This window comes from Vibrio sp. QJM3NY_15 (genome assembly GCF_057785995.1).
Window position 1 is genome coordinate 2,896,610 of the sequence record NZ_CM173517.1, and the last position, 23,791, is coordinate 2,920,400.

Annotated in this window: 15 protein-coding genes; 9 read left to right on the forward strand and 6 right to left on the reverse strand. The window is 45.6% G+C overall.

The annotated features are described in order from the left end of the window. Positions 1-128: 128 nt before the first annotated feature. The gene (locus tag AC3CKG_RS12905; RefSeq protein ID WP_009847482.1) at positions 129-683 is read left to right on the forward strand and encodes a gamma-glutamylcyclotransferase family protein; all 555 of its coding nucleotides are present in this window, start codon (positions 129-131) and stop codon (positions 681-683) included. 121 nt (positions 684-804) lie between these two features. Here AC3CKG_RS12905 and AC3CKG_RS12910 read toward each other — a convergent pair whose 3' ends face one another. Next, on the reverse strand, positions 805-1,137 hold the full coding sequence (locus AC3CKG_RS12910; RefSeq protein ID WP_017110426.1) for a tRNA-binding protein: 333 nt from the start codon (positions 1,135-1,137) through the stop codon (positions 805-807). Between the two features lie 197 nt (positions 1,138-1,334). Between AC3CKG_RS12910 and AC3CKG_RS12915 the strand changes: the two genes are divergently transcribed. Continuing rightward, complete coding sequence (locus AC3CKG_RS12915) at positions 1,335-2,336, forward strand: substrate-binding domain-containing protein (RefSeq protein WP_065110878.1); 1,002 nt, start codon at positions 1,335-1,337, stop codon at positions 2,334-2,336. Between the two features lie 182 nt (positions 2,337-2,518). On the opposite strand, the gene galM is transcribed toward AC3CKG_RS12915, so the two are convergent. The 4 genes from galM to galE form a co-directional block, all read right to left on the reverse strand. Then, on the reverse strand, positions 2,519-3,598 hold the full coding sequence (gene galM / locus AC3CKG_RS12920) for a galactose-1-epimerase (RefSeq protein WP_102544084.1): 1,080 nt from the start codon (positions 3,596-3,598) through the stop codon (positions 2,519-2,521). Between the two features lie 122 nt (positions 3,599-3,720). Next, positions 3,721-4,881, reverse strand: coding sequence for a galactokinase (gene galK / locus AC3CKG_RS12925; protein WP_488528436.1), 1,161 nt, complete (start codon positions 4,879-4,881; stop codon positions 3,721-3,723). Between the two features lie 234 nt (positions 4,882-5,115). After that, a complete protein-coding gene (locus tag AC3CKG_RS12930; RefSeq protein WP_099165274.1) occupies positions 5,116-6,168 on the reverse strand; it encodes a UDP-glucose--hexose-1-phosphate uridylyltransferase in 1,053 nt (350 codons plus the stop codon). A 352-nt stretch (positions 6,169-6,520) separates the two neighbouring features. Beyond that, entirely contained in the window at positions 6,521-7,540 is a 1,020-nt protein-coding gene (galE, locus tag AC3CKG_RS12935; RefSeq protein WP_488528437.1) for a UDP-glucose 4-epimerase GalE, read from the reverse strand. 394 nt (positions 7,541-7,934) lie between these two features. On the opposite strand from galE, the gene ebgR reads away from it, so the two are divergent. The 7 genes from ebgR (at position 7,935) to ygjK (ending at position 20,286) form a co-directional block, all read left to right on the forward strand. Further along, positions 7,935-8,918 (forward strand): transcriptional regulator EbgR, encoded by a 984-nt coding sequence (ebgR, locus tag AC3CKG_RS12940; RefSeq protein ID WP_488528438.1) that lies wholly within the window; start codon positions 7,935-7,937, stop codon positions 8,916-8,918. Positions 8,919-9,242: 324 nt separating this feature from the next. Then, positions 9,243-12,359 carry a beta-galactosidase subunit alpha gene (gene ebgA, locus AC3CKG_RS12945; protein ID WP_488528439.1) on the forward strand — a complete coding sequence of 1,039 codons (3,117 nt, stop codon included), beginning with the start codon at positions 9,243-9,245 and terminating at the stop codon, positions 12,357-12,359. A 3-nt stretch (positions 12,360-12,362) separates the two neighbouring features. Beyond that, positions 12,363-12,815, forward strand: coding sequence for a beta-galactosidase subunit beta (locus tag AC3CKG_RS12950; RefSeq protein ID WP_065110871.1), 453 nt, complete (start codon positions 12,363-12,365; stop codon positions 12,813-12,815). Between the two features lie 166 nt (positions 12,816-12,981). Beyond that, positions 12,982-14,406 carry an amino acid permease gene (locus AC3CKG_RS12955; protein WP_017110435.1) on the forward strand — a complete coding sequence of 475 codons (1,425 nt, stop codon included), beginning with the start codon at positions 12,982-12,984 and terminating at the stop codon, positions 14,404-14,406. Between the two features lie 572 nt (positions 14,407-14,978). Then, on the forward strand, positions 14,979-16,412 hold the full coding sequence (locus tag AC3CKG_RS12960; RefSeq protein WP_017110436.1) for an amino acid permease: 1,434 nt from the start codon (positions 14,979-14,981) through the stop codon (positions 16,410-16,412). A 400-nt stretch (positions 16,413-16,812) separates the two neighbouring features. Continuing rightward, positions 16,813-17,877, forward strand: coding sequence for a protein YgjJ (gene ygjJ / locus AC3CKG_RS12965; RefSeq protein ID WP_488528440.1), 1,065 nt, complete (start codon positions 16,813-16,815; stop codon positions 17,875-17,877). 15 nt (positions 17,878-17,892) lie between these two features. Then, a complete protein-coding gene (ygjK, locus tag AC3CKG_RS12970; RefSeq protein ID WP_488528441.1) occupies positions 17,893-20,286 on the forward strand; it encodes an alpha-glucosidase in 2,394 nt (797 codons plus the stop codon). Positions 20,287-20,460: 174 nt separating this feature from the next. Here the strand turns inward: ygjK and AC3CKG_RS12975 are convergent, their stop codons facing one another. After that, positions 20,461-23,601 (reverse strand): beta-galactosidase, encoded by a 3,141-nt coding sequence (locus AC3CKG_RS12975; protein WP_488528442.1) that lies wholly within the window; start codon positions 23,599-23,601, stop codon positions 20,461-20,463. Positions 23,602-23,791 lie beyond the last annotated feature (190 nt).

Genomic DNA, 23,791 nt, shown 5'->3' on the forward strand with positions numbered 1-23,791 from the left:
TCAATTAAACACACCTTAAAAAGTCATTTAGACTCGAGGGTGTGTAAAATAAAAAACTACTGACATTTGATGAAGCCAAACATATAGTAAGACTAGTCTCAAATACAAAAGAACAGACAGGGAACGCGATGTATATTTTTGGTTATGGTAGCTTGATCAACTCCTCTTCTCGTCAACTGACAGGTCAAACAGGACAAGCGATTCCTGCGATAGTGCACGGCCTAGTGCGTCACTGGAGTAAAATCGACGACAGTTATGTTTTGTCACCGTTGATCGTCAATCTTGGTGAGGGACAAGTGAATGGTGTTTTGCTTGAAGTCGATGATGTTGCGTTAGCTGAATTTGATCGTCGTGAGCGTGGTTATCACCGAATTGAGTTAAGAAACGATCAGATAGAGAGCCAAACCGAGTTTAAAGCGGATCAATCGATCTGGGTATACATCAAAGACGAAATCGAAGCGCCTTGTGAAAACAGCCCTATCGTTCAAACCTATGTTGATACTGTCATGGCAGGATGTTTAGAGGTGTCTGAAAGCTTTGCTGCGCACTTTGTGGAACATACACAAGGTTGGCACCATCCATTAGAAAATGATCGCCACCAGCCGAAATACGGCAACCTTGCTGGGGTTTCTGATCACCACCACAGTGTGATTGATGGCTTGATACTGACCGTTCGTAGCTAGTCTTTGAGGGCTTTGGGTATTTTGAAGCTTCGGCAATTTGAAGCTTCGATCATTTGAAGCTTTGCGAGCAGATAAGTCGATGAGCTTATAACGAATAGTCTCACCGATTAATCTAGACAACTTAAACCACTCGAATACCCGCTGGCATCGCACGTTCCGGTGTCAGCAATACACTTTCAGATTCATCATCCGTTTCTGCACATAACAGCATGCATTCAGAAGTGTGGCCTCTCATCTTCGCTTTAGCTAGGTTACACAACACGACAACCTGCTTGCCCATTAACTCTTCCTCGGTGTAGTAAGGGACTAGGCTAGTCACCGTTTGTAGCGTCTTCTCACCGATATCCACTTGCACGATGTACAGCTTGTCTGCGTTTTCATGACGCACAACCTCGATGATCTTACCCACTCGCATTTCTAACTTAGCAAAGTCACCATAAGAGACAGTATCCATTTCTCACTTCCTATATTAATTTATTTTTATCAATTAAATTATTTACTAAAATTAAGTAAAATGTAAATGTTTACACTAGCACTAAGAGCAACAATTACAAGCGGTAAAGATCTCATTACTGGAAGTAAAATGAGAGTTTCATTGCCTTAGTATCATTGTCGGTGTTAAATAGATTCAGCAATATATAGAGGTTAAAAATGGCAACAATTAAAGATGTAGCAAAGGAAGCTGGTGTTTCTGTTGCAACCGTATCTCGAGTAATCAACAAGTCTCCTAAAGCAAGCGCAAGCTCGGTAGAGTCTGTGACTAAAGCGATGGTTAAACTGGGTTACCGCCCTAATGCGAATGCTCGTGCGTTGGTCAGCCAAAGCACCAACACTGTTGGCGTATTAGTCGGTGATATCTCCGACCCCTTTTTCGGCACGCTGGTTAAGGCTGTCGATAATGTCGCTCGTGAGAACGGAAAACATATCCTCGTTGGTAATGGCTCACACGATCGTGAAGAAGAGAGGCAAGCGATCGAGTTGCTGATAAATAGCCGTTGCGATGCCTTGGTGATCCACTCTAAAGGACTCACCGACGAAGAGCTGATTGCCTATGCCAAAGAAGTAAAAGGCTTAGTGCTGATCAATCGTTATATTGCTGAGATTGCCAATCGTTGTATTTTCTTAGACAACAAGAAAGGCGCGTACCTCGCCACTGAATATCTGATTCGTCATGGCCACAAAAACATCGCCTGCATCGCCTCTTCACACAGCATTGAAGATGCCGATGAACGAGTGCAAGGCTATCTAGCAGCACTCTCCGATTACAAAATTGAGTTATCTGATAGCTATATTGAATATTCAGCGCCCACCAGTGATGGTGGCGAATACGCGATGACTAACCTACTAACCAAGTCACTGCCGATCACCGGCCTTGTTGCTTACAACGATTACATGGCAGCAGGCGCACTCTCAGTGCTTGATGAAAACGGTATTCAAGCGCCAGACAAGGTTTCTATTGTTGGTTTTGATGACGGCTTAATTGCTCGCTACGTTCACCCTAAGCTGACGACTATCCGCTACCCTATTCAGATGATGGCAGAAAAAGCCACTCGACTCGCGTTAGTACTGGCTAAAAGTGAAGCTGTTTCCTCTGAGCCAATGATGTTCTCTCCGACTCTGGTTCGTAGAAACTCGGTTGAGAAAGTCGTCTAGCCGCAGAGCTGCCTCTCCTTGCTTTCGCTCGTCTTCTGACCAGCCGTTAGCATCGAATATAGAACACAAAAAAAAGCCCTAACAGAAGCAATTCTGTTAGGGCTTTCTTACCTTACTCTCCCCAACAATAATTCCCTTTGTTAGGCGCCAATTTGGCATAAACCATTTTGAGCTAGAGCAGACTAGTTTGAATAATCCCCCGAAAATTCAAACTGATAACAGGTTCGGTAGCGGTATTCTTGTTCAGGCCTAAGAATACAACTGTCCTGTTTCCACTCTGGATGGTTAGGTGAGTCAGGTAAGAACTGGGTTTCCAATGCAATTCCTGCGTAGTCTTCGTAGCTACCACCATTTCGATTAGGTGTTCCGCCCAACCAATTACCGGTATACAGCTGCATTGCTGGCTTGGTTGAAAAGACTTTCAGAGTGACAAGTGCATCAGGCGAAGTCACTGTAGCCGCACATTGATCGCGTTTACAGTTTTCCGCTAAAAGAAAAGAATGATCATAACCTTTGGCCGCTTTTTGCTGTTCATCACCCAATAAGCGTTCAGAGATCATCATAGGCTGATTGAAATCAAAGCTGGTTGATTTCACCGATTTCAAATTACCTAATGGGATACCCACCTTATTCGTCGGTAGGTATTGCGAGGCATTGATGCTGACAATATGAGACAAACAATCGTGATCGCTGTTTGCGCCAAGTAAATTAAAGTAAGCGTGGTTAGTTAAGTTCACAACCGTTGCTTTATCGGTTGTCGCAAAGTACTCAATAGACACTCGGTTGTCTTCAGTTAACTCGTAACTCACAGACACATTCAGCAACCCAGGGAAACCTTGGTCGCCATCAGCAGACACCAAACTATAAACAACCGACATTGGTGTTTGAGCTGTTAACTGCCAGCGGCGCTTATCAAAGCCATCTGAGCCACCGTGTAAAGTATTACCGGATTGATTCGCATCGAGCTTATAACCCGTGCCATCACATTTAAAACGACCATTGGCAATGCGGTTAGCATAGCGCCCGACCGTCGCACCAAGATAGCTGGCTTGTTTCTGAAAGTTTTCCATTGAATCGACACCCAACAGAACTTCTCGTTGATTTCCCTTTACGGGCAGGATACAGCTCAACCAAGTCGCGCCAATATCCATGAATGTTACTTGCATGCCATGCTTGTTGGACAAGGTAACTAACTGAGCAGGTTGACCATCATAGGCTGCCGTTTGTGTCATGGATTGATGCAAGTTCTGCTCTGATGTCATTCTAAATTCCTTCCTAGTGCCAACAAAAAGCCTCTACATTTAAGCAAAGGCTTTACCATTTGGCCTACCATGATCTTTTTACTTGGTAAGCACTATCTTTCAAGCATGAAATATCGAAACAGCTAGATTACTTCAATTAGGCTAGCGCCGTCTTTCGCTTGGCACACATAAATTGATTCTTTTAGGCCGGTCGCTGCTTGGTATTTCTGTTCTACCGTTGTTTTAATTTCATCAACTAAAGCAGGCGGAACTAATGCCACGATACAGCCACCAAAACCGCCGCCAGTCATGCGCACGCCACCTTGGTCACCAATCACGTCTTTGACCATATCAACCAGAGTGTCGACTTCTTTGACTGTGATTTCAAAATCGTCTCGCATTGAAGCGTGAGATTCTGCCATCAACTCGCCCATACGCTTCATATCATGAGTACGTAAAGCTTGAGCCGCTTCAACCGTACGATCATTTTCCGTGATCACGTGACGAGCGCGCTTAGCGACCATTTCATCAAGCTCAGAGACTTTGGCATTGAACTGTTCAATTGTCACATCTCGCAATGCTGGAACACCAAAGATGCGCGCGGCTTCTTCACACTGTTCACGACGCGTGTTGTATTCACTGTCGACCAAACCACGTTTCTTGTTTGAATTGATAATAACCACTGCCATGTCTTCTGGCATAGAAACCGCTTGAGTTTCTAGGCTACGACAGTCCAACAGCATCGCGTGGTTTGCACGACCTTCAGCTGAAATCATTTGATCCATGATGCCGCAGTTACAGCCTACAAATTCGTTTTCCGCTTGCTGACCATTCAACGCAACTTCAGCTTGGCTGATCTCTAGGTTATAAAGCACCTTAAATGTCTGACCGATGACCACTTCTAGTGCCGCAGAAGAACTTAAACCCGCACCTTGAGGCACGTTGCCAGTTACAGATATGTCTGCACCTTTAAACTCAAAGCCACGACCCATTAGGCATTTCACAACACCACGAATGTAGTTCGCCCACATCTTGTCTTGTTGGAACATGATCTCTTGAGTGATATCGAATTCGTCTACTGCATTATCGTAGTCGACAGACACAACACGAACGATGTTGTCGTCACGCTTAGCCGCTGCAACTACCGTTTGGTAGTTAATGGCACACGGTAGAACAAAACCATCGTTGTAGTCAGTGTGCTCACCAATCAGGTTCACACGACCCGGAGCTTGAACGATGTGAGTCGCTCGGTAACCAAGGACTTGCTCAAAAGATGCTTTCACGTTTTGGATTAGATCAGACATAAGTAAACTCTCTGCTTAAACTCTTTAATCAATTGGTTATGGCCCCTTTACGGCACCACTTTAATTCTTTTAGATCCCCTATCTCGCTCGTCTCTCACGGTAGGGAATGACAACATCAGCGACTAAACTTTTAAGCTTCTAAGCTCTTAAACTTATGGGCTTCTCATCTGCCGTCATTCCAGAATCGAGGGACGAGATATCAGGAATCTCGCTCGTTATCTACGAAGCAACGTATTACTGCTCTTTGTAGTGAACGTCACTCAAATCACGAAGACGTTGCGCAGCTTGCTCTGCGGTTAAGTCACGTTGAGATTCAGCCAGCATTTCATAGCCCACCATGAACTTACGAACCGATGCGCTGCGCAGTAGCGGTGGGTAGAACAAAGCGTGCAGTTGCCAATGATCGATGTCGGTGCCTTCTTCGAAGAACGGCGCATAGTGCCAACCCATCGAGTATGGGAATGAACATTGGAACAAGTTGTCGTAGCGGCTGGTCAGCTTCTTGATCGCAAGTGCCAAGTCATCGCGTTGCTCGTCAGTCAGTTCACTCATACGGCGAATGTGTGTTTTTGGCAGCAACATGGTTTCGAATGGCCACGCAGCCCAGTAAGGCACTACAGCAATCCAATGTTCAGTTTCAACCACTGTGCGAGAGCCGTCTTTCATTTCAGCTTCAACGTAATCGACTAACAAATTCGAACCTTGCTGGTCGAAGTACTCTTTCAGTAGCTTTTCTTTACGTTCAATCTCGTTGGGTAAAAAACTGTTCGCCCAGATTTGACCGTGTGGATGAGGCTGGGAACAGCCCATAGTCTCGCCTTTGTTTTCGAAGGCTTGAACCCATAAGTAATCTTTACCCAGCTCTTCAATTTGCTCGTTCCAGGTATCAATCACACCACGGATTTTATTGACCGGTAACTCTGGCAGCGTTTTGCTGTGGTCCGGAGAGAAACAGATAACACGGCTCAACCCGCGAACACCTTGAGTCTTGAATAGAGGGTTTTCAGACTCTGGAGCGTCAGGTGAATCAGGCATCAACGCCGCGAAATCGTTACTGAATACGTAAGTGCCGTCGTAATCTGGGTTTTCGTCACCCGAGATACGTGTATTAGTTGGGCACAAGAAACACTCTTTCTCATACGCTGGAAGCTGCGCAGTCGATGGCTTTTCATCTTGGCCGCTCCACGGACGTTTTGCGCGGTGCGGTGATACCAAGATCCACTGACCCGTTAATGGGTTATAACGACGATGCGGGTGGTCTACTGGGTTAAATTCAACTTTTGACATGTTTAGATTGCTCTCAAATTTTGTGTCTTGGTCAATTCACCAAGATGAATAATTCTTCTACAAGGAGATTCCCTATCACGCTCGTTCCTCGCTGTAGGGAATGACGTTCAAAGCTTCTTTTTCAGAGCTTCATATTTCAACGCAACGGTTACAAAGCCATTCATTGATTACCTTTAGCTCTTTCGTCATTCCAGAATCGAGGGACGAGATATCTGGAATCTCTTTTTCTCATATCTGCATTCCCCAAAGAAATTGGAGTTGCAGCTAGGCAGCAAGATTTCCAATATCCATGAGCATAGATCTTCTATGTGATTGGAATTGGTAAGCGCAGCTAACAACGCTGCGGCTTCAATTACGAAGGGGAATAGCCGTTCGGGTTATTCGACTGCCAATTCCACGTATCCGCCGTCATCTCCATCACGTTGCGAGTCGCTTTCCAGCCTAACTCGCGCTCTGCTTTTTCAGTGCTTGCCCAACATTCGGCAATATCACCAGCGCGGCGTGGACAAAGTTCATAAGGGACAGGCTTACCTGATGCTTGAGCGAAGGCTTCAACCATCTCAAGTACACTAGAACCTTTACCTGTGCCTAGGTTATAAATATGTAAGCCAGCCTTCTCGCCCACCGCTTTTAGTGCTGCAACGTGGCCGTCTGCTAAGTCCATTACATGAATATAGTCACGAACACCTGTGCCATCGACTGTTGGGTAATCGTTTCCAAACACAGCCAATTTTTCACGGCGACCAACGGCTACTTGAGCAATAAACGGCATTAAATTATTTGGGATACCTTGTGGGTCTTCACCCATGGTGCCTGATGGATGTGCGCCAACAGGGTTAAAGTAGCGCAGTAACGTCACGCTCCAGTCGTTTTCAGCGTTGAACAAATCACTCAAACACTCTTCCACCATGTATTTGCTGCGGCCATAAGGGTTGGTTGTCGCGCCTGTTGGTGAAGTTTCGGTAATTGGCACTACTTCTGGGTCACCGTAAACCGTTGCCGAAGAACTAAATACGACACTTTTCACACCCGCTTTCTTCATGCTTCGAGCTAACACCAACGAACCATTTACGTTGTTATCGTAGTACTCCAAAGGCTTAGTCACCGACTCCCCTACCGCTTTCAGGCCAGCAAAGTGAATCACGGCTTGGATATCGTTTTCTGAAAATACGCTATCTAGAAAAGATTGATCACGAATGTCCCCAAGATAAAACGTTGGTCGCTTTCCGGTTAACAATTCGATTCGTTCTAGCACCAGCTCTTTACTGTTGCAAAGGTTATCAACGATGATTGGCTCCATACCTGCCTGTATCATTTGAATGCATGTATGACTTCCGATGTAACCCATGCCGCCCGTAACCAGTACTTTCACAATCAACCTCTCTTTGTCATCATTCGTGGCTTAATTCGACCTGATATTCAGCTCAATAACGCCCTATACCAGAAATAGTAGCAGCCATTTTGACTATAATTCTGTGATCAAAACCACGAAGTGTAAACGTTTACACTAACTTTCCACACTGTTACTGAACATGGCATGGAGATAATCTATGCTCGATAACATCTAATACATTGAATTTTAATAAGATAATTATTGATAACTAGATTTGAGACATCGTAGAGGAGTTGAACATTTATTTTACTAAAAGTTAATGCAATGACGTCTAGTTTGATTACAATAGGTCTGTAGAATAAAGAGGTGCATTGCTTTTTTACTAAAGATGTATTTTCAAAGCAACGCAATGTTCCAATAACAGGAAGTGAGTATGGCAACGTTAAAAGATATCGCGACTGAAGCAAATGTTTCACTGGCTACAGTTTCACGGGTTCTCAATGAAGATCCTACATTAAGCGTCAAGGAAGAGACCAAAAGGCGTATCTTTGAAATTGCCGAGAAGTTGGAGTACAAAACCAGCAGCTCACGAAAAACCGTTAGCAGTAAAAAACAAAATCATCACTTCCTTGCCTTGTATAACTACAAGCAAGAAGCTGAAGTTAACGACCCTTACTACCTATCCATCCGCCATGGTATTGAAACTCAATGCGAAAAAATGGAAGTTGGACTAACTAATTGTTATGAAAGCAAAATACAGGTTAGCTCTAGCAACATTACCGGTGTTTTATTAGTCGGCCGAATGACACAAGAAGTTATCGAGCAAGCGAAAAAGCTGACCGATAATATTTGCTACGTCGACTTTACGGATCACTCAGAACCTTATGACTCTGTCGATATCGATCTTGCTCGTATCAGCAAAGAGATCACCAACTTCTTCATTAACCAAGGTTATCAACGCATTGGTTTCATTGGTGGGCAAGACGACATCAATACTTCAGACATTCGAGAAGTGGCTTTTGCTGAATACGGTGGCCTTAAAAACGTAGTCAGTGAGCAAGATATCTATCGCGGTGACTTCTCTAGCTCATCGGGCTACGACCTAGCGAAGAAAATGCTAGAGAGCGAGAATTACCCGAAAGCCCTGTTTATTGCATCAGATTCCATCGCTATTGGCGTTTTACGAGCGATTCATGAGCACGGTTTGCGCATTCCTGAAGACATTGCTCTGATCAGTGTAAATGACATCCCAACCGCTAAGTTTACCTTCCCGTCTTTATCAACGGTTCGTATCCATTCTGAACTGATGGGAATTCAAGGTGTTAACCTGCTGATAGAGAAAGCGCGCGACGGAAGAACCATCCCACTTAGAGTCTATGTCCCAAGTAAACTCAAGCTGCGCGACACAACAAAATAATCATATAAATCAAATATATAAAACAAGGTCACCTTTATTGAGGGTGGCCTTTTTTATGTCTTTCATATACGCCAACATACGCATATCTCCCTTCTGAAATACTCACCTAAATCACCAAATGACATTCTTTTAAGTGGATCACACACCATTGTAAAAAGCCCATAAAAAACGTGATGGAGTTAAAGTAAAACGTTTTCACTAATTTCATTTAGTAAAACTTTTACTAATAATTACCTCAGTCCAAAAATACTCGTATTCACTACGACCCAATTACGCATAAGAACGTCGGTCAGCAAATTGCATTTAGGCCGAGAGAGAGGCAACGTGAACAACTGGGAAAACTTCCTGAACTTACATGAGAACCGTATGGCACCGCGTGCATACTTCTTCTCATACGCATCAGAAAAGAATGCAAAAACGTTTCAGCGTGAACTTAGCAGCCACTTCCAACTATTGAGTGGCCAATGGAATTTCAGCTATTTCACTAATCCATTATTGGTTCCTGAAGAGTTCTACTCTCAAGAAATGAAAGACTGGGGCCACATTACGGTTCCAAACATGTGGCAAATGGAAGGCCACGGCGATCTTCAATACACAGATGAAGGTTTCCCATTCCCAATTGATGTGCCTTTCGTACCATCAGACAACCCAACCGGCGCATACCAACGCTCTTTCTTCCTAGGCGAAAGCTGGGACGAGAAACAAACCATCATCAAATTTGATGGTGTAGAGACTTACTTCGAAGTTTACGTAAACGGCGAGTACGTGGGTTTCAGCAAAGGCAGCCGCCTAACCGCTGAATTCGATATCTCTAGCCACGTAAAAGCTGGCAACAACCTACTTTCTATTCGCGTGATGCAATGGGCCGACTCAACCTACATTGAAGACCAAGACATGTGGTGGACGGGCGGTATCTTCCGTGATGTTTACCTAGTAGGTAAAGAACAACTGCACGTTCAAGACGTTACCGTTCGCACTGACTTCGACGACGCTTACCAAAGCGCTACCCTGTCGTGCAAAGTGGAGCTAGAAAACCTAGCAGCAGCAACAAACGCAACCCTTGAGTACGCATTGCTTGATGGCGGCCAAGTTATCTCGCAAGGCTCAGTAGATAACCTAGCCGTTCCTAATAGATTGACTGACGGCAATGCGAATACTCAATTCTCTATTGATGTGGTTAACCCAGTTCAATGGAACGCTGAAAACCCTTACCTGTACCAACTGTTGCTTACGCTGAAAGACGCTGACGGCAAGGTGCTGGAAGTGATTCCACAACGCGTTGGTTTCCGTGATATTAAAGTTCGCGATGGTCTGTTCTACATCAACAACAAGTACGTGATGCTGCACGGTGTAAACCGCCACGACAACGACCACCTGAAAGGTCGTGCTGTCGGCATGGATCGCGTAGAGAAAGACTTGGTACTGATGAAGCAGCACAACATCAACTCAGTACGTACAGCGCACTACCCGAACGACCCACGCTTCTACGAACTGTGTGATATCTACGGCCTATTCGTGATGGGTGAAACCGATGTTGAAACACACGGTTTTGCTAACGTTGGCGATCTAAGCCGCATCACTAACGATGCTGCATGGGAAGCGGTGTTTGTTGAGCGTATCGAACGTCACATTCACGCTCAAAAGAACCACCCTTCTATCATCATGTGGTCGCTAGGTAACGAATCTGGCTACGGTTGCAACATCCGCTCTATGTACGATGCTGCAAAAGCGATTGATGACACGCGTCTGGTTCACTATGAAGAAGACCGTGATGCTGAAGTGGTCGACATCATTTCAACCATGTACTCACGCGCTCAACTGATGAATGCCTTCGGTGAATTCCCACACGAAAAGCCGCGCATCATCTGCGAATACGCACACGCAATGGGGAACGGCCCGGGCGGTTTAACCGAGTACCAAAACGTGTTCTACAAGCACGATGCGATTCAAGGTCACTATGTTTGGGAATGGTGTGATCACGGTATTCTGGCACGTGATGAAGCAGGCACAGAGTTCTACAAGTACGGTGGTGACTACGGTGACTACCCGAACAACTACAACTTCTGCATGGACGGTTTGATCTACCCAGACCAAACACCAGGCCCAGGCTTGAAAGAGTACAAACAAGTGATTGCCCCAGTGAAGCTTCGCGATTTCGATGCACAAACGGGCACCTTCACTGTCGATAACAAACTTTGGTTCTCAAACATTGATGACTACACCATCACTGCGGAAATCCGCGCTGAAGGTGAAACCATTGCTGTGCAACATATCAAGGTTGAAGAGCTGGCTGAAAACTCTAGCCGCGAACTGACACTTAACCTGCCACAGCTTGATGAGCGTGAAGTGTTTGTGAACTTTACTGTTCGCAAAGATTCTCGTACTTCATATAGCGAAGCGAACCACGATATCGCGGTTTACCAATTCCAAGTGAAAGAGAACACTGCACAGCTTGACGCCTTCACCAACAACAATGCAACGGCACTGAGTGTTGAAGAATCTCGCCTCGCTTATGTAATCAAAGGCCACAACTTTGCACTGAACTTCTCGAAAGTGAACGGCAAGCTGACGTCATGGTTAGTCAATGGCGAAGAACTGATTAAGTCTGAGCCTAAACTGAACTTCTTCAAGCCAATGATCGATAACCATAAACAAGAGCACGATGGTTACTGGGAGCCTGCGCATCTACAAATTATGCAAGAGCACTTCCGCACGCTAAACGTGGAAGAGAACAACGGCAAGATTGAGATCACCACCACCAGCATCGTTGCTCCACCGGTATTCGATTTCGGCATGCGTTGTGAATACCGCTACCAAATCAGTGCCGAAGGCCAACTGAACGTTGAACTGAGCGGTGAACGCTACGGTGATTACCCTCACGTGATTCCAGTGATTGGTTTCGACATGGGTATCAACGGTGACTTCGACCAAGTTCAATACTACGGCCGTGGCCCAGAAGAGAACTACCAAGACAGCAAGCAAGCAAACATGATTGATGTGTACCAATCAACCGTGGCTGACATGTTCGAGAACTACCCGTTCCCACAAAACAACGGCAACCGCCAACACGTTCGTTGGGCTGCGCTTTCAAGCCGCGCGGGTAATGGTATTGCAGTAAAGCCACAGCAAGAAATCAACTTCAGCGCATGGTTCTACACCAACCAAAACCTGCACCAAGCACAACACACCATTGAGCTAGAGAAGAGCGGTTACATCACGCTAAACCTAGACCACCAAGTGATGGGCTTAGGCTCGAACTCTTGGGGCAGCGAAGTGCTCGACTCTTACCGAGTTTACATGGACGAGTTCCGCTACGGCTTAACTCTGGTTCCATTCCAAGCAGGCGATTGCGATGCGCAGCACCTAATCAATCACAACTTTGGTAATGAGTTTTTCACGGCGAACGCACCGAAAGCTCAACCACAACAGAACGAGGCATAAGCGATGATCGTTTTAGACAACCTAGAGCAATTTAAAGTCGTTTACCGCGACGGTCGTAAATGGCAACGCTGTGTAGAAGCAATTGAAAACATCGGCAACATCAAAGATGGCGTGATGTATTCAATTGGTGACTCACTGGCTTACATGATTGAAGACGGCGTGGCTCGTAACACCGAAAGCTTTACTGGCAATCGTCGTTACTTCGACGTGCATTACTACCTAGAAGGTCGTGAAACCGTCGAGTTCGCAGCCAAGTCAGAGCTAGAGCAAATCCAAGCTTACAGCGATGAGACTGACCGTGAACACCTAATGGGTAACGGTGAAACTCGTGAACTCATTGAAGGCCAAGTGGCGATATTTGATAACAGCAAAGCTTACCGATTCCATGGTGATCATCGAGTTCGAAAAGTGGTGCTGAAAGTAACTATCGAAGACGGTTACTTCCTTAATAAGTAAGTAACTGAAAGCTAAACAAACGAAAGCAACAACAAGATCTATTCACAGTGTGTACTGAGGCTTGCCGTTCAAGGCTCAGTCACACTGCATAACGCCTTTACGCTTCTTCCCTACAAGGAAGCTTAAAGAAATAACGACTATAATTACGTGACCCTTGGAGGACACTATGTCTGAATCTGTACGCGGTAAGTTAGGTAAATTTGCCTTGCTCTCCATGACATTTGCAGCGGTATTTAACGTTCGCAACATTGTAAATAACAACATCGAATTGGGATTGAGTTCAGCCCCTATCTTTTTGCTTGCCACTCTTATTTACTTCATTCCATTCGTGTTCATTATTGCTGAATTCGTATCAGCAAATAAAAATTCTGAGTCAGGCATGTACGACTGGCTTAAACAACCTTTGGGCTCAAAAGCGGCCTACTTAGGTTCATTCCTCTATTGGTTCGTTAACCTATTCTGGTTTGTATCACTGCTGCCTAACGTTATCGCATACGCATCTTACGCAATGCTTGGCTACGAGTACGCCTTCTCTCCGATTGTGACATCGGCAATCTCAATTGGTCTATTTGCGGCGGCAACGCACATCTCGACTAAAGGCGCGAGCTGGTTAGGTAAGATTGCAGAGATCGTGGCATACGGCGTATTTGCACTGTTCGCGGTTTACGTTATCGGCGCACTAATGGCATTAGGTGGTAACCATGAGCCAGTAGAACCAATCACACTAGAAGCAATGACGCCAACCATCAACTGGGCAACACTAGGTATTATGTGTTGGATCTTCCAAGCAGCCGGTGGTGCAGAAACCGCAGCCGCTTACCTAAACGATGTTAAAGGTGGTCATAAGTCTTTCATCAAGGTGATAATCAGCGCGGGTATCGCTATCGGTATCATGTATGCAGTCGGTTCTCTATTAGTGAACGTATTCGTTGCACGTGATGAACTCACTTATGCTGGCGGCATGGTTGAAATATTCACTGGTATGGCGAACTACTTCGACATTTCACAGTCTCTAACAGGTCGCTTCGTCGGTATCATCCTGTTCGTCGCTATGTTCGGTTCGATGATGATGTGGACAGCAGCTCCAGTAAAAATTCACTTCTCTGAAATCCCTAAAGGTGTTTACGGTGAGAAGACGACTGAGCTAAACGAACATGGCGTGCCAGTACGCGCAGCATGGTGGCAGTTTGCGTTCGTATTCCTAATGCTCGTTATAAACGGCTTCGGTTCTGAGTCTGTACAAGACATGATGAACACAGCGATTAACCTAACAGCAGGTACGGCAATGTTACCGCCTATCTTCATCATGGTGGCGTACTTTGTATTCCGCTTGAAGCATGACGATACGCCACGTGACTTCCGCATGGGTACTCGAGTTCAAGGTATGGCTGTTGTATCTGTACTTATCGGTATCTTCGTTGTGAGCATGACAGCGTCAGCATTCCCGACGGGTGTAGACCTAATGCAAGCGTTCTTCGTCAACGTATTTATGACGGCAGTGTTCTCAGCTATCGCTTGGTGGTGGATCTCTCGCTTTGAAAAGAAGCAAGCAGGTAAAGACGCGAAGTTAGAAGCCGCAAAGCAATCGTAATCCAAAATTAACACCTCTAATTGAAAAGCGCCTTATGGCGCTTTTTTTGTTTTAAATCAGAAGATTAAATACCAATAAACAAGAATAAAAACGTCATTCCGTCAAGGTTTCACTTCACGAAAAACGCTAGTTAAATCGTAATAAAACCCGAACAAAAACAAAGGTAAAATATTAACTAAATTTATTTACTCGATATCACATATTTGATCAATTCCGATTAACTTCCCGCCGCTTAATCTTTAATCTTCTTGCTGAAGAAATAGAAAAGCTCATAGAACAATAAACGACACAAAGCCCCTACAAGCCTGTTACATCGTCGTACATGAGAAAGCCAATTTCTTCGATGAACGCCTTGATGTTGCATTTGAAATTCAAGTAATAAATTTACTGAAATTGAAAAGATAAACGCCAAGGAATTCGTTCGTAAATCAATACAAAAATAATAAATGAGCCAAACCTGACTTCATGAAGCGGGTGTTTGCCAAACCAACATAACAATAAAAACACGGCCTAGATTTCCCTCTCTAGGACCTAGTAATAACGATCATCAACGTGATTCACCGGAGAACATCATGTCCGATAATAAACGCAGTACGATAGGCAAGTTTGCCCTACTGTCTATGACCTTCGCGGCGGTATACAGCTTCAATAACATCATAAACAACAACATCGAGATTGGCCTTTCCTCAGCTCCGATGTTCTTTTTAGCAACCATCTTTTACTTTGTGCCCTTTTGTTTGATCGTGGCTGAGTTTGTATCATTGAATAAAGACTCTGAGGCGGGTGTTTATTCTTGGGTTAAAAGCTCTCTAGGCGGTCGCTGGGCATTTATTTCAGCTTACACCTACTGGTTTGTTAACCTATTCTTCTTCACCTCTTTGCTGCCTAGAATCATCGCTTACGCGTCGTATGCGTTCTTAGGATTCGAATACATATTTACGCCGATAACCACGGCGATCTTGAGCACCATTCTATTTGCGGTTGCTACACACATTTCAAACAACGGCGCGAAGCTACTTGGCCCAATCACCTCACTAACATCATCACTGATGTTGTTGCTGACTCTGTCTTACATCCTGCTTTCAGGCGGTGCTTTGATCGGTGGTATCGAGCCAGCTGACCCAATCACCATTGAAGCGATGACACCAAGCTTTAACTGGGCATTCCTTGGGGTAATCACCTGGATCTTCATGGCGGCTGGCGGTGCTGAATCGGTTGCGGTTTACGTCAACGACATCAAAGGCGGACACAAGTCTTTCGTTAAAGTGATCATCATTGCCGGTATCTTTATCGGTGCGCTTTACTCGGTTGGCTCTGTGCTTGCGAACGTATTCGTTGCTCGCGAAGAACTTAAGTTTACTGGTGGTTCGGTGCAGGTATTCGAAGGGCTAGCAAGACACTTTGGATTGTCTGAAATACTGATGAATCGTTTTGTGGGCGTGGTTTCATTCACTGCGATGTTGGGTTCCCTACTGATGTGGACAGCGACTCCGGTTAAGATTTTCTTCTCTGAAATCCCTAAAGGTATCTTCGGTGAGAAAACCGTCGCACTCAACAAACAAGGCGTGCCAGAGCGTGCGGCTTGGGTTCAATTCTTCATTGTGATTCCACTGATGTTCATCCCAACGTTGGCCTCTGACACAGTACAAGACCTAATGAGCACCATCATCAACATGACAGCAGCAGCCTCTATGTTGCCGCCACTGTTCATCATGATCGCTTACCTTCACTTGCGTGTAAAACTCGACCATCTCCCACGTGATTTCCGCATGGGCTCACGCCGAGTGGGTATCACAGCGGTGTCGATTCTTATCGCTATCTTTACGGTGGGTTTCTTTGCATCAACCTTCCCGACTGGCGCAGACATCATGACCATCATCTTCTACAACGTGGGTGGGATTGTGATCTTCCTTGGCTACGCATGGTGGAAATACGGTCAATACGAGAAAAGCTTATCTCCGGAAGAGAAGAAACTAGAAGCAAAGCCGGAAACTGCTAACGCCTAGTGTTCTCCTTACCTTGGTCTTAATCTTGATTTGAACTCTCTTAGGCACTCACTATTTGGCGAGTGCCTTTTATTCGCTTCCCTTTTTTCTTATCGCTGCGCCTTACATCCTATTTACCGAGTTACTCCTTTCATCAAAATTAGATTCACAACACAAATATATACCTCGCCTGATATTTGTTTATAAATTCAACTAAAACCCAAAATAAATTAAAGGTAAACTTTTACTAAAAATAGATCACACTTTTAAGCTTATTTAATTTTAAACACAAAAATAATCATTAGTATTGGTTTTGCGATCGTAAGTGACCTGACCATATACGCCTTGAAGAGCACCCCATATTAGAAGTCAGAACTGCTTACGAAGCTTCATTTATAACCCCGACACAGAAGTGAACAAAATGAAAAGTAGTTTTACTAAAAAGACTCTTATTACAAGTTGTATTCTTGCTGCCCTTACGGCTAATGCGCACGCTGATGAAACCGCGGCTAACCACGGCGACACTCAGCCCCCTAAAACAGAATCAGAAACGCTGTTTAACTTTTACGGTGAGCTTGGCCTTGGTGGTCATGTGGCACTCGAAGGTGATGATAAAGGTCGCTACGCAGACGGCACTTACATTGAAGCGGGTTTAGCTATCGAGCACGGTAATTGGTTTGGTCTTGCTTATATGGAAGGCTGGACGGTACAAGCCGATGACGAAGGTAACGCTTGGGCGACTGGCCACGGCTGGGGCGGCTTCGAAGGTGGTTTTAACCGCTTTTACGCTGGCTACCGCACCGACGAAAAAACAGAATTTATTGTCGGTCGTATGGACTCGTCACTAGATGACGTCCAATGGTGGGGTGACCCTACGGTTGAATACGGCTATGCGATCTCAAACACGCGAGACGTACATCTTGGTGTGAAGATTCAAAACCTAGAAGGCAAACTTCGCTACAGTGTTTCATTCGCGCCAGAGTCTGACTTCTCTGAAGACGATGCTCTCGTTCACTTCGGTAAATACGACAGCTTCGCCGACCAATGGAAAGATAAGAACGCCATGGTCAATGGCTACCTCCAATACGATCTAACTGACGACCTAACCCTAATGGGTGGCGGTGAAGTTCGTAACAACGATGGTGGTGAACTTCTACTATTAGGTGCTGAATACAAGAACTTCGCCACTCGTGTTTGGCATGATACCGATAAAGGCAACCAAGAATCTTTCGGTAGCGAATCAGGTATTCAAACCAGTGCGTGGTACGAAGCCGCACAAGGGGTTTACCTATCAGCAGCCTACAACTACGCAAACTTTGACGGTGACAATGGCGACAAAGAGATCACCTCTTACATCAATGCTGGCGTTTGGTACGAATACGGAAACGGCGCATTTGCGACTGCTTTCGACAGCCGCTTTGGCGTAGGCAGCGACACTGAAATCGGCGACGCGCAAGTGTTCGCAATGCAATACTTCTACTGGTAATAACAGGAACTCATCATGAAACTGAATAAATCATTCGCAGCTCTCGCTATTGGCGCAGCACTTGTTGTTACTGGCTGTACATCAAACTCCATCTCTGGCTCAAGTTCTGATGTAGAGCAACTGCAAGCAAACGAATTTAAGAACGTTATCGACCGCACTGGCTCGCCAGAATACATGCGAGATTACGACTTCGATGACCACCAGCGCTTCAACCCATTCTTCGACTTAGGTGCATGGCACGGTCACTTGCTGCCAGACACAGCTGAAGGCATGGGCGGCTTCCCAGGAACGGCACTGCTTACTGAAGAATACATTAACTTCATGGCAGATAACTTTGACCGCCTAAGCGTGTTCAAAGATGGCAAAAAAGTCGCATTTACGATGGAAGCTTACAGCCTACCGGGCGCATTGGTTCAGACACTAAAATCTGACGATGTAACGGTAGAAATGACGATGCGTTTTGCTTCAAACCGTACCTCTCTGCTAGAAACCAAAATCACTACCGACTCCCCAGTAGAACTGGTGTGGGATGGTGAACTGCTAGAAAAGACCCATGCGAAAGAAGGCGTGGCACAAACCGACAAAACAATCGCTGAAACTTACCCTGAGTATGACCGTCAAATCGTCGCAACCGACGATGGCCTGAAAGTCACCTTTGGTAAAGTGCGTTCAACTTGGGATCTGCTGACTTCAGGTGAGTCTGAGTACCAAGTTCACAAATCGATTCCAACGCAAACTAAAGTGGATGGCCTAACGTTTACTTCAACGGCAAACATTGAAGCATCGACAACTATCTACACCACATACTCACATGTTCTAACGGCAGAAGAAGCGCAAGCAGAACAGCCTGAAATCAAAAAGATCATGGCAAACCCTACCGACTTCTTAGCGGCATCAGCAGAACGTTGGGAAGGCTATCTTGAGATGGGTTTAACCAACCCGAACGCGACACCAGAACAAGAACGTGTTGCTGTTAAAGCGATGGAAACCCTAAACGGTAACTGGCGTGGCGCTGCAGGTGCGATGGAGTTTGATTCAGTGACACCATCAGTGACCGCACGTTGGTTCTCGGGCAACCAAACTTGGCCGTGGGACACATGGAAACAAGCCTACGCAATGGCTCACTTCAACCCAGACGTAGCGAAAGACAACATCCGCGCGATGTTCGCTTACCAAATTCAGGCTGACGACGCCGTTCGCCCTTGGGATGAAGGCTACGTGCCAGACCTACTTGCTTACAACCTAAGCCCAGAACGTGGCGGCGACGGTGGTAACTGGAATGAACGTAATACCAAACCAAGCCTAGCGGCATGGGCAGTAATGGAAGTCTACAAGACCACCAGCGATGAAGCTTGGCTCGAAGAGATGTATCCAAAGCTCGTGGCTTACCACGATTGGTGGCTACGCAACCGTGACAACAACGGCAACGGTGTACCTGAATATGGCGCAGCACGCGACAAAGCACACAACACACCTGAAGGTGAAATGTACTTCACTGTGGTTCGTGGCGACAAACATGAAACCGTCGTAGGCCAAGCAGCACTGGATAAAGTTGTGGCTGAAGGTAACTACGATTACATCGAAAGCCCAGCTCAAACAGCCGCATCTTGGGAATCAGGTCGTGACGATGCAGCCGCATTCGGTTTCATCGATAAAGATCAGCTAGATGCGTATGTCGCGAACGGCGGCAAGCGCAGCGATTGGGATGTTGAGTTCGCTCAAAACCGCGCTGAAGATGGCACGCTACTGGGCTACTCACTACTGCAAGAATCTGTCGACCAAGCAAGCTACATGTATAGCGACAACAAATACCTAGCAGAAATGGCTGACATTCTTGGTAAAGACGCAGAAGCGAAAGAGTTCCGTGAAAAAGCTGAACATCTGTCGAACTACATCAACACCTGTATGTTCGACGAAGGCACTAACTTCTTCTACGACATTCGCATTGAAGACAAACCACTAGCGAATGGCTGTGCAGGCAAACCAATTGTAGAGCGTGGTAAAGGCCCTGAAGGTTGGTCGCCATTGTTCAATGCTGCTGCCACGCAAGCTAATGCTGATGCAGTTGTCTCGGTAATGAAAGATACAGAAGAGTTTAATACCTACGTTCCACTAGGTACTGCGGCGCTTTCTAGCCCGGCGTTTGGACCAGATATTTACTGGCGTGGACGCGTTTGGGTAGACCAGTTCTACTTCGGTCTAAAAGGCATGGACAGCTACGGCTACCGTGACGATGCGATTGAAATGGCAGGGGCATTCTTTGACCACGCCGATGGATTAGTGCAAGACGGTCCTATCCGTGAGAACTACAATCCACTAACCGGCGAACAACAAGGTGCACCAAACTTCTCTTGGAGTGCTGCTCACCTATACATGCTTTACAACGATTTCTTTACTGACGCAGAATAAATCGAACCTATACCTGTCTTCTGGAATTAAATGAAAAGATAACCTCATAAATTTCAGGCTTTGGCACTCAGTATCTCGCTGAGTGCCTTTTTTACACCTGAAGCCAAATAAGCTAACAAACAAGCACTTAGACTATTTGGCCTACTATGATCCTTTTACTTTATTCGCTGCACGTTAGCCTATATCACCACAATGAAAACGCACCTGATAATGGTAATGCTCTTCCAATAATTTGAATTCATCATGTACGCTTGGCGTCCAAGAATCATCCCCACCAACTCCCATGTGAAAACCATCGATGTACACAAACAATTGCTCTTGCTCAACTAAATCACAGGTGTGTTTCGCCTGCTGCAATTGCTGCTGACCAAATCGACTGACAGAAAAGTGGAAGTTTCCTTTAAGTTCAAACCCACCAATATTTGCCTCACGAACATCACAACGTAAGCCGCTGTCTGACGGGAAAATATAAGGAGTATGCATTTGTTCAATACTCTGCTGATGTAACCCAACATGTGCCGAAAGCTTTCTATCAGAATAATTTTCATGAGGCCCGCGACCGAACCATCTCACGTTATCAGGGATGTTTTTCAATGCGAATGTTAATCCCACTCGTGGTAAAGACGGCAAGCCTTTCGCCGCTTGCACATCCACATCTAGCTTAACCTCACCATCAACAAATAATTGGTATTGCCAAGTCGACAACAAACGAACTTGCCCTTCAACTAAGTGAGCAATTCTTGCCGTCACTGAGACTGAGTTTTGCTGGGTGAAGTGGGAAAATTCAATACACTCAGGGGTAAGCGAATCGAGCCCCATTGCCTGCCAGCGTGCTATCCATGAATTGGGGTCCACTCGATTTGCTTCACTGACACCGATGTCGTTATCGAGAGGTGCTCGATAGAAGTTATCTTTTAAGCCACTGGTTAACTGTTCAACCCCATTCACTAGCCAACGGTCTAAAGCCCCCGTTAACACATCAAACTCAACTTGATAATCATCGCCAATCACAGACAATCGCTTCTCCGTTTCACTGACTTTAGGAGGGTGCGTCGAGACATTCACATCAAGCACAAGTTGCGGCAATGTGGGTAAGCTAAGTTGTTCAATGGCCGTTACATGTCCTTTTTCAGCCCATCGTGTCGCTGTATTCAGCACCACTTCTAGGTTTAAGTAATTAAGGCTATTTGGTTGGCAAACAACGTTGGCTCCATCAAGCTCAAGCAATACGCTCGATTGCGACTTCACAAGTAATTCGACGCTTCCATTACTCTGAATAACGCCATTTTGCGTGATGTTCCAATTCAGCGTTTCGATAAGCTCGGCATCAAACAAATACTCACTGGTTATTTCGATCACCAATGGTGATGCAGAAACCAACTTGAACTGATAAAACTGCTGCGCTTTTTTTACTTCATGTAAGGTTGGATGAACCGTGCGGTCAGGGAAAACCAATCCATTAATACAGAATTGGCGGTCGTTAATCTCATCGCCGAAATCACCGCCATATCCCCAATATTTCTGTCCGTTCGTATCGGTTTTGGTAATCCCCTGATCGACCCAATCCCAGATAAAGCCACCTTGCAGCCTTGGGTTATCACGAAAGGCTTGCCAGTATTTATCAAAGCTACCTAAGCTATTACCCATCGCATGAGCATATTCACACAAGATCAACGGACGCTGTTCGTTAGGCAGAGCAATGGCTTTACGAATACCCACTCTAGGAGTGACTTCAGGTTGGCTCTCGACCACAGGTAGATCCCAGTCAACACGTGCGTACATCGGGCACAAGATATCAGTCGCTGCAGTATCGGCACCGCCGCCTTCATACTGAACAGGTCGGGTTGGATCGGCTTGTTTCACCCATTGATACATCGCATGGTGATTACGCCCAATACCTGATTCATTACCTAACGACCAAATGATTACGCTGGCGTGGTTTTTGTCTCGCTCAACCAGTCGAGTTATACGGCGCATATAAGCATTTAGCCATGAAGCATCATTTGAGAGTCGGCACATAGGAAACTGGCCATGAGTTTCAACATTGGCCTCGTCAACCAAATACAAACCGTATTCGTCACACAGCTCATACCATAATGGGTGATTGGGATAGTGAGCCGTTCTTACTGCATTGAAGTTGTTCTGTTTCAGTAATTTGATGTCTTGAATCATACCTTCACGCGTCATGGTATGACCCAGCTCAGGATGATATTCATGTCGATTAACACCGCGGATCAACAGAGGTTTACCGTTAATTTGCAGTAAGCCACTACTTATCTCGACAGCTCTAAAACCGACATCATAAGCCTCACAATCAATGAGCTCATCTTGTTGATTGAGCAGCGACACCACACAGCGATATAAGTAAGGTGACTCGGCACTCCACTTGTTCGGATTCAGCACTGAAATGCTGTGTTCAGCCATTTCAGACCAAGGCCCTTTCTCATCGACAATTCGCTCACCTAAGCCAACGATTTGAGGCTCAGATATGAGTTGCCCCTGCACATCAAACAGCTCGACTTTAACTCGGTTTATTTGTTGATCTTGGTTAGCTTGGTTATCTTGAGCTGATGAATTTGGTTTCGATATTTGTGTCGACACCTTCAAACACGCATCTCGATAGCAAGCGTCCAGTTGAGTTTCAACCCGAACATCCTCAATGGCGACCTTAGGTTTTCTCAATATGGTAACATCGCGGAAGATACCACTCAGCCACCACATATCCTGATCTTCAAGATAAGAACCATCGGACCAACGCAGCACCATCACCGCTAAGGTGTTGTCTCCCGCCTGAAGGTAATCAGACACATCAAATTCAGCCGGCAATCGGCTATCTTGCGAATACCCAACCCACTTGCCGTTACACCACAAATGGAACGCTGAGTTAACGCCATCAAAGGTAAGCCTATGGGTGTCCAAAAGCGCCTGTTCGGTGCAATTAAAACGCGTTCGGTAGAGACCGGTTGGATTGTCGGTTGGTACAAAAGGCGGTTTGTCATCGAATGGGTATTTCACATTGGTGTATATCGGTTTATCAAAACCCTGCATCTGCCAATTGCTTGGTACTTCTATTTTCTCCCACAGTGAATCATCGAAATGTTCAGACACCGACTCTTCCGACACTAATTCAGGCGCATCGAACAACTGAAATTTCCACTCCCCATTAAGGGAGACCTTGTGTAGTGAATGTTTAGTGAGTGCTTGTATGAGCGAACTGTAAGCATTGAGAGGGCCGTGAGCCTCAATGACATTGTGGTGAGTTATATGTTGGTTTTCCCATTCACGGGCAGAGATGACTTGAGAGAAAGTTCTCATGGAGTGTTCCTTACGATAAACCGTTCAAAGTGAATCATTGCAAGTAGTACTTAGTGTTGAGTGCTGAGTGCTGAGTGCTGAGTGCTGAGTACTTAAAGCGCGCTTAGGACACAACAAACGCCAACGAAATAACACCAGCAATGACAAACTTAGAAAAAGTAGAAGCCGCAGCGAGAACCGCTGCGGCGAA

What these genes read in the sequence shown, in the direction of transcription:
- AC3CKG_RS12905 (WP_009847482.1), top strand. Translation starts at nt 129, where the DNA reads ATGTATATTTTTGGTTATGGTAGCTTGATCAACTCCTCTTCTCGTCAA.
- AC3CKG_RS12910 (WP_017110426.1), bottom strand. Translation starts at nt 1,137, where the DNA reads ATGGATACTGTCTCTTATGGTGACTTTGCTAAGTTAGAAATGCGAGTG.
- AC3CKG_RS12915 (WP_065110878.1), top strand. Translation starts at nt 1,335, where the DNA reads ATGGCAACAATTAAAGATGTAGCAAAGGAAGCTGGTGTTTCTGTTGCA.
- galM (WP_102544084.1), bottom strand. Translation starts at nt 3,598, where the DNA reads ATGACATCAGAGCAGAACTTGCATCAATCCATGACACAAACGGCAGCC.
- galK (WP_488528436.1), bottom strand. Translation starts at nt 4,881, where the DNA reads ATGTCTGATCTAATCCAAAACGTGAAAGCATCTTTTGAGCAAGTCCTT.
- AC3CKG_RS12930 (WP_099165274.1), bottom strand. Translation starts at nt 6,168, where the DNA reads ATGTCAAAAGTTGAATTTAACCCAGTAGACCACCCGCATCGTCGTTAT.
- ebgR (WP_488528438.1), top strand. Translation starts at nt 7,935, where the DNA reads ATGGCAACGTTAAAAGATATCGCGACTGAAGCAAATGTTTCACTGGCT.
- AC3CKG_RS12950 (WP_065110871.1), top strand. Translation starts at nt 12,363, where the DNA reads ATGATCGTTTTAGACAACCTAGAGCAATTTAAAGTCGTTTACCGCGAC.
- AC3CKG_RS12955 (WP_017110435.1), top strand. Translation starts at nt 12,982, where the DNA reads ATGTCTGAATCTGTACGCGGTAAGTTAGGTAAATTTGCCTTGCTCTCC.
- AC3CKG_RS12960 (WP_017110436.1), top strand. Translation starts at nt 14,979, where the DNA reads ATGTCCGATAATAAACGCAGTACGATAGGCAAGTTTGCCCTACTGTCT.
- ygjJ (WP_488528440.1), top strand. Translation starts at nt 16,813, where the DNA reads ATGAAAAGTAGTTTTACTAAAAAGACTCTTATTACAAGTTGTATTCTT.
- ygjK (WP_488528441.1), top strand. Translation starts at nt 17,893, where the DNA reads ATGAAACTGAATAAATCATTCGCAGCTCTCGCTATTGGCGCAGCACTT.
- AC3CKG_RS12975 (WP_488528442.1), bottom strand. Translation starts at nt 23,601, where the DNA reads ATGAGAACTTTCTCTCAAGTCATCTCTGCCCGTGAATGGGAAAACCAA.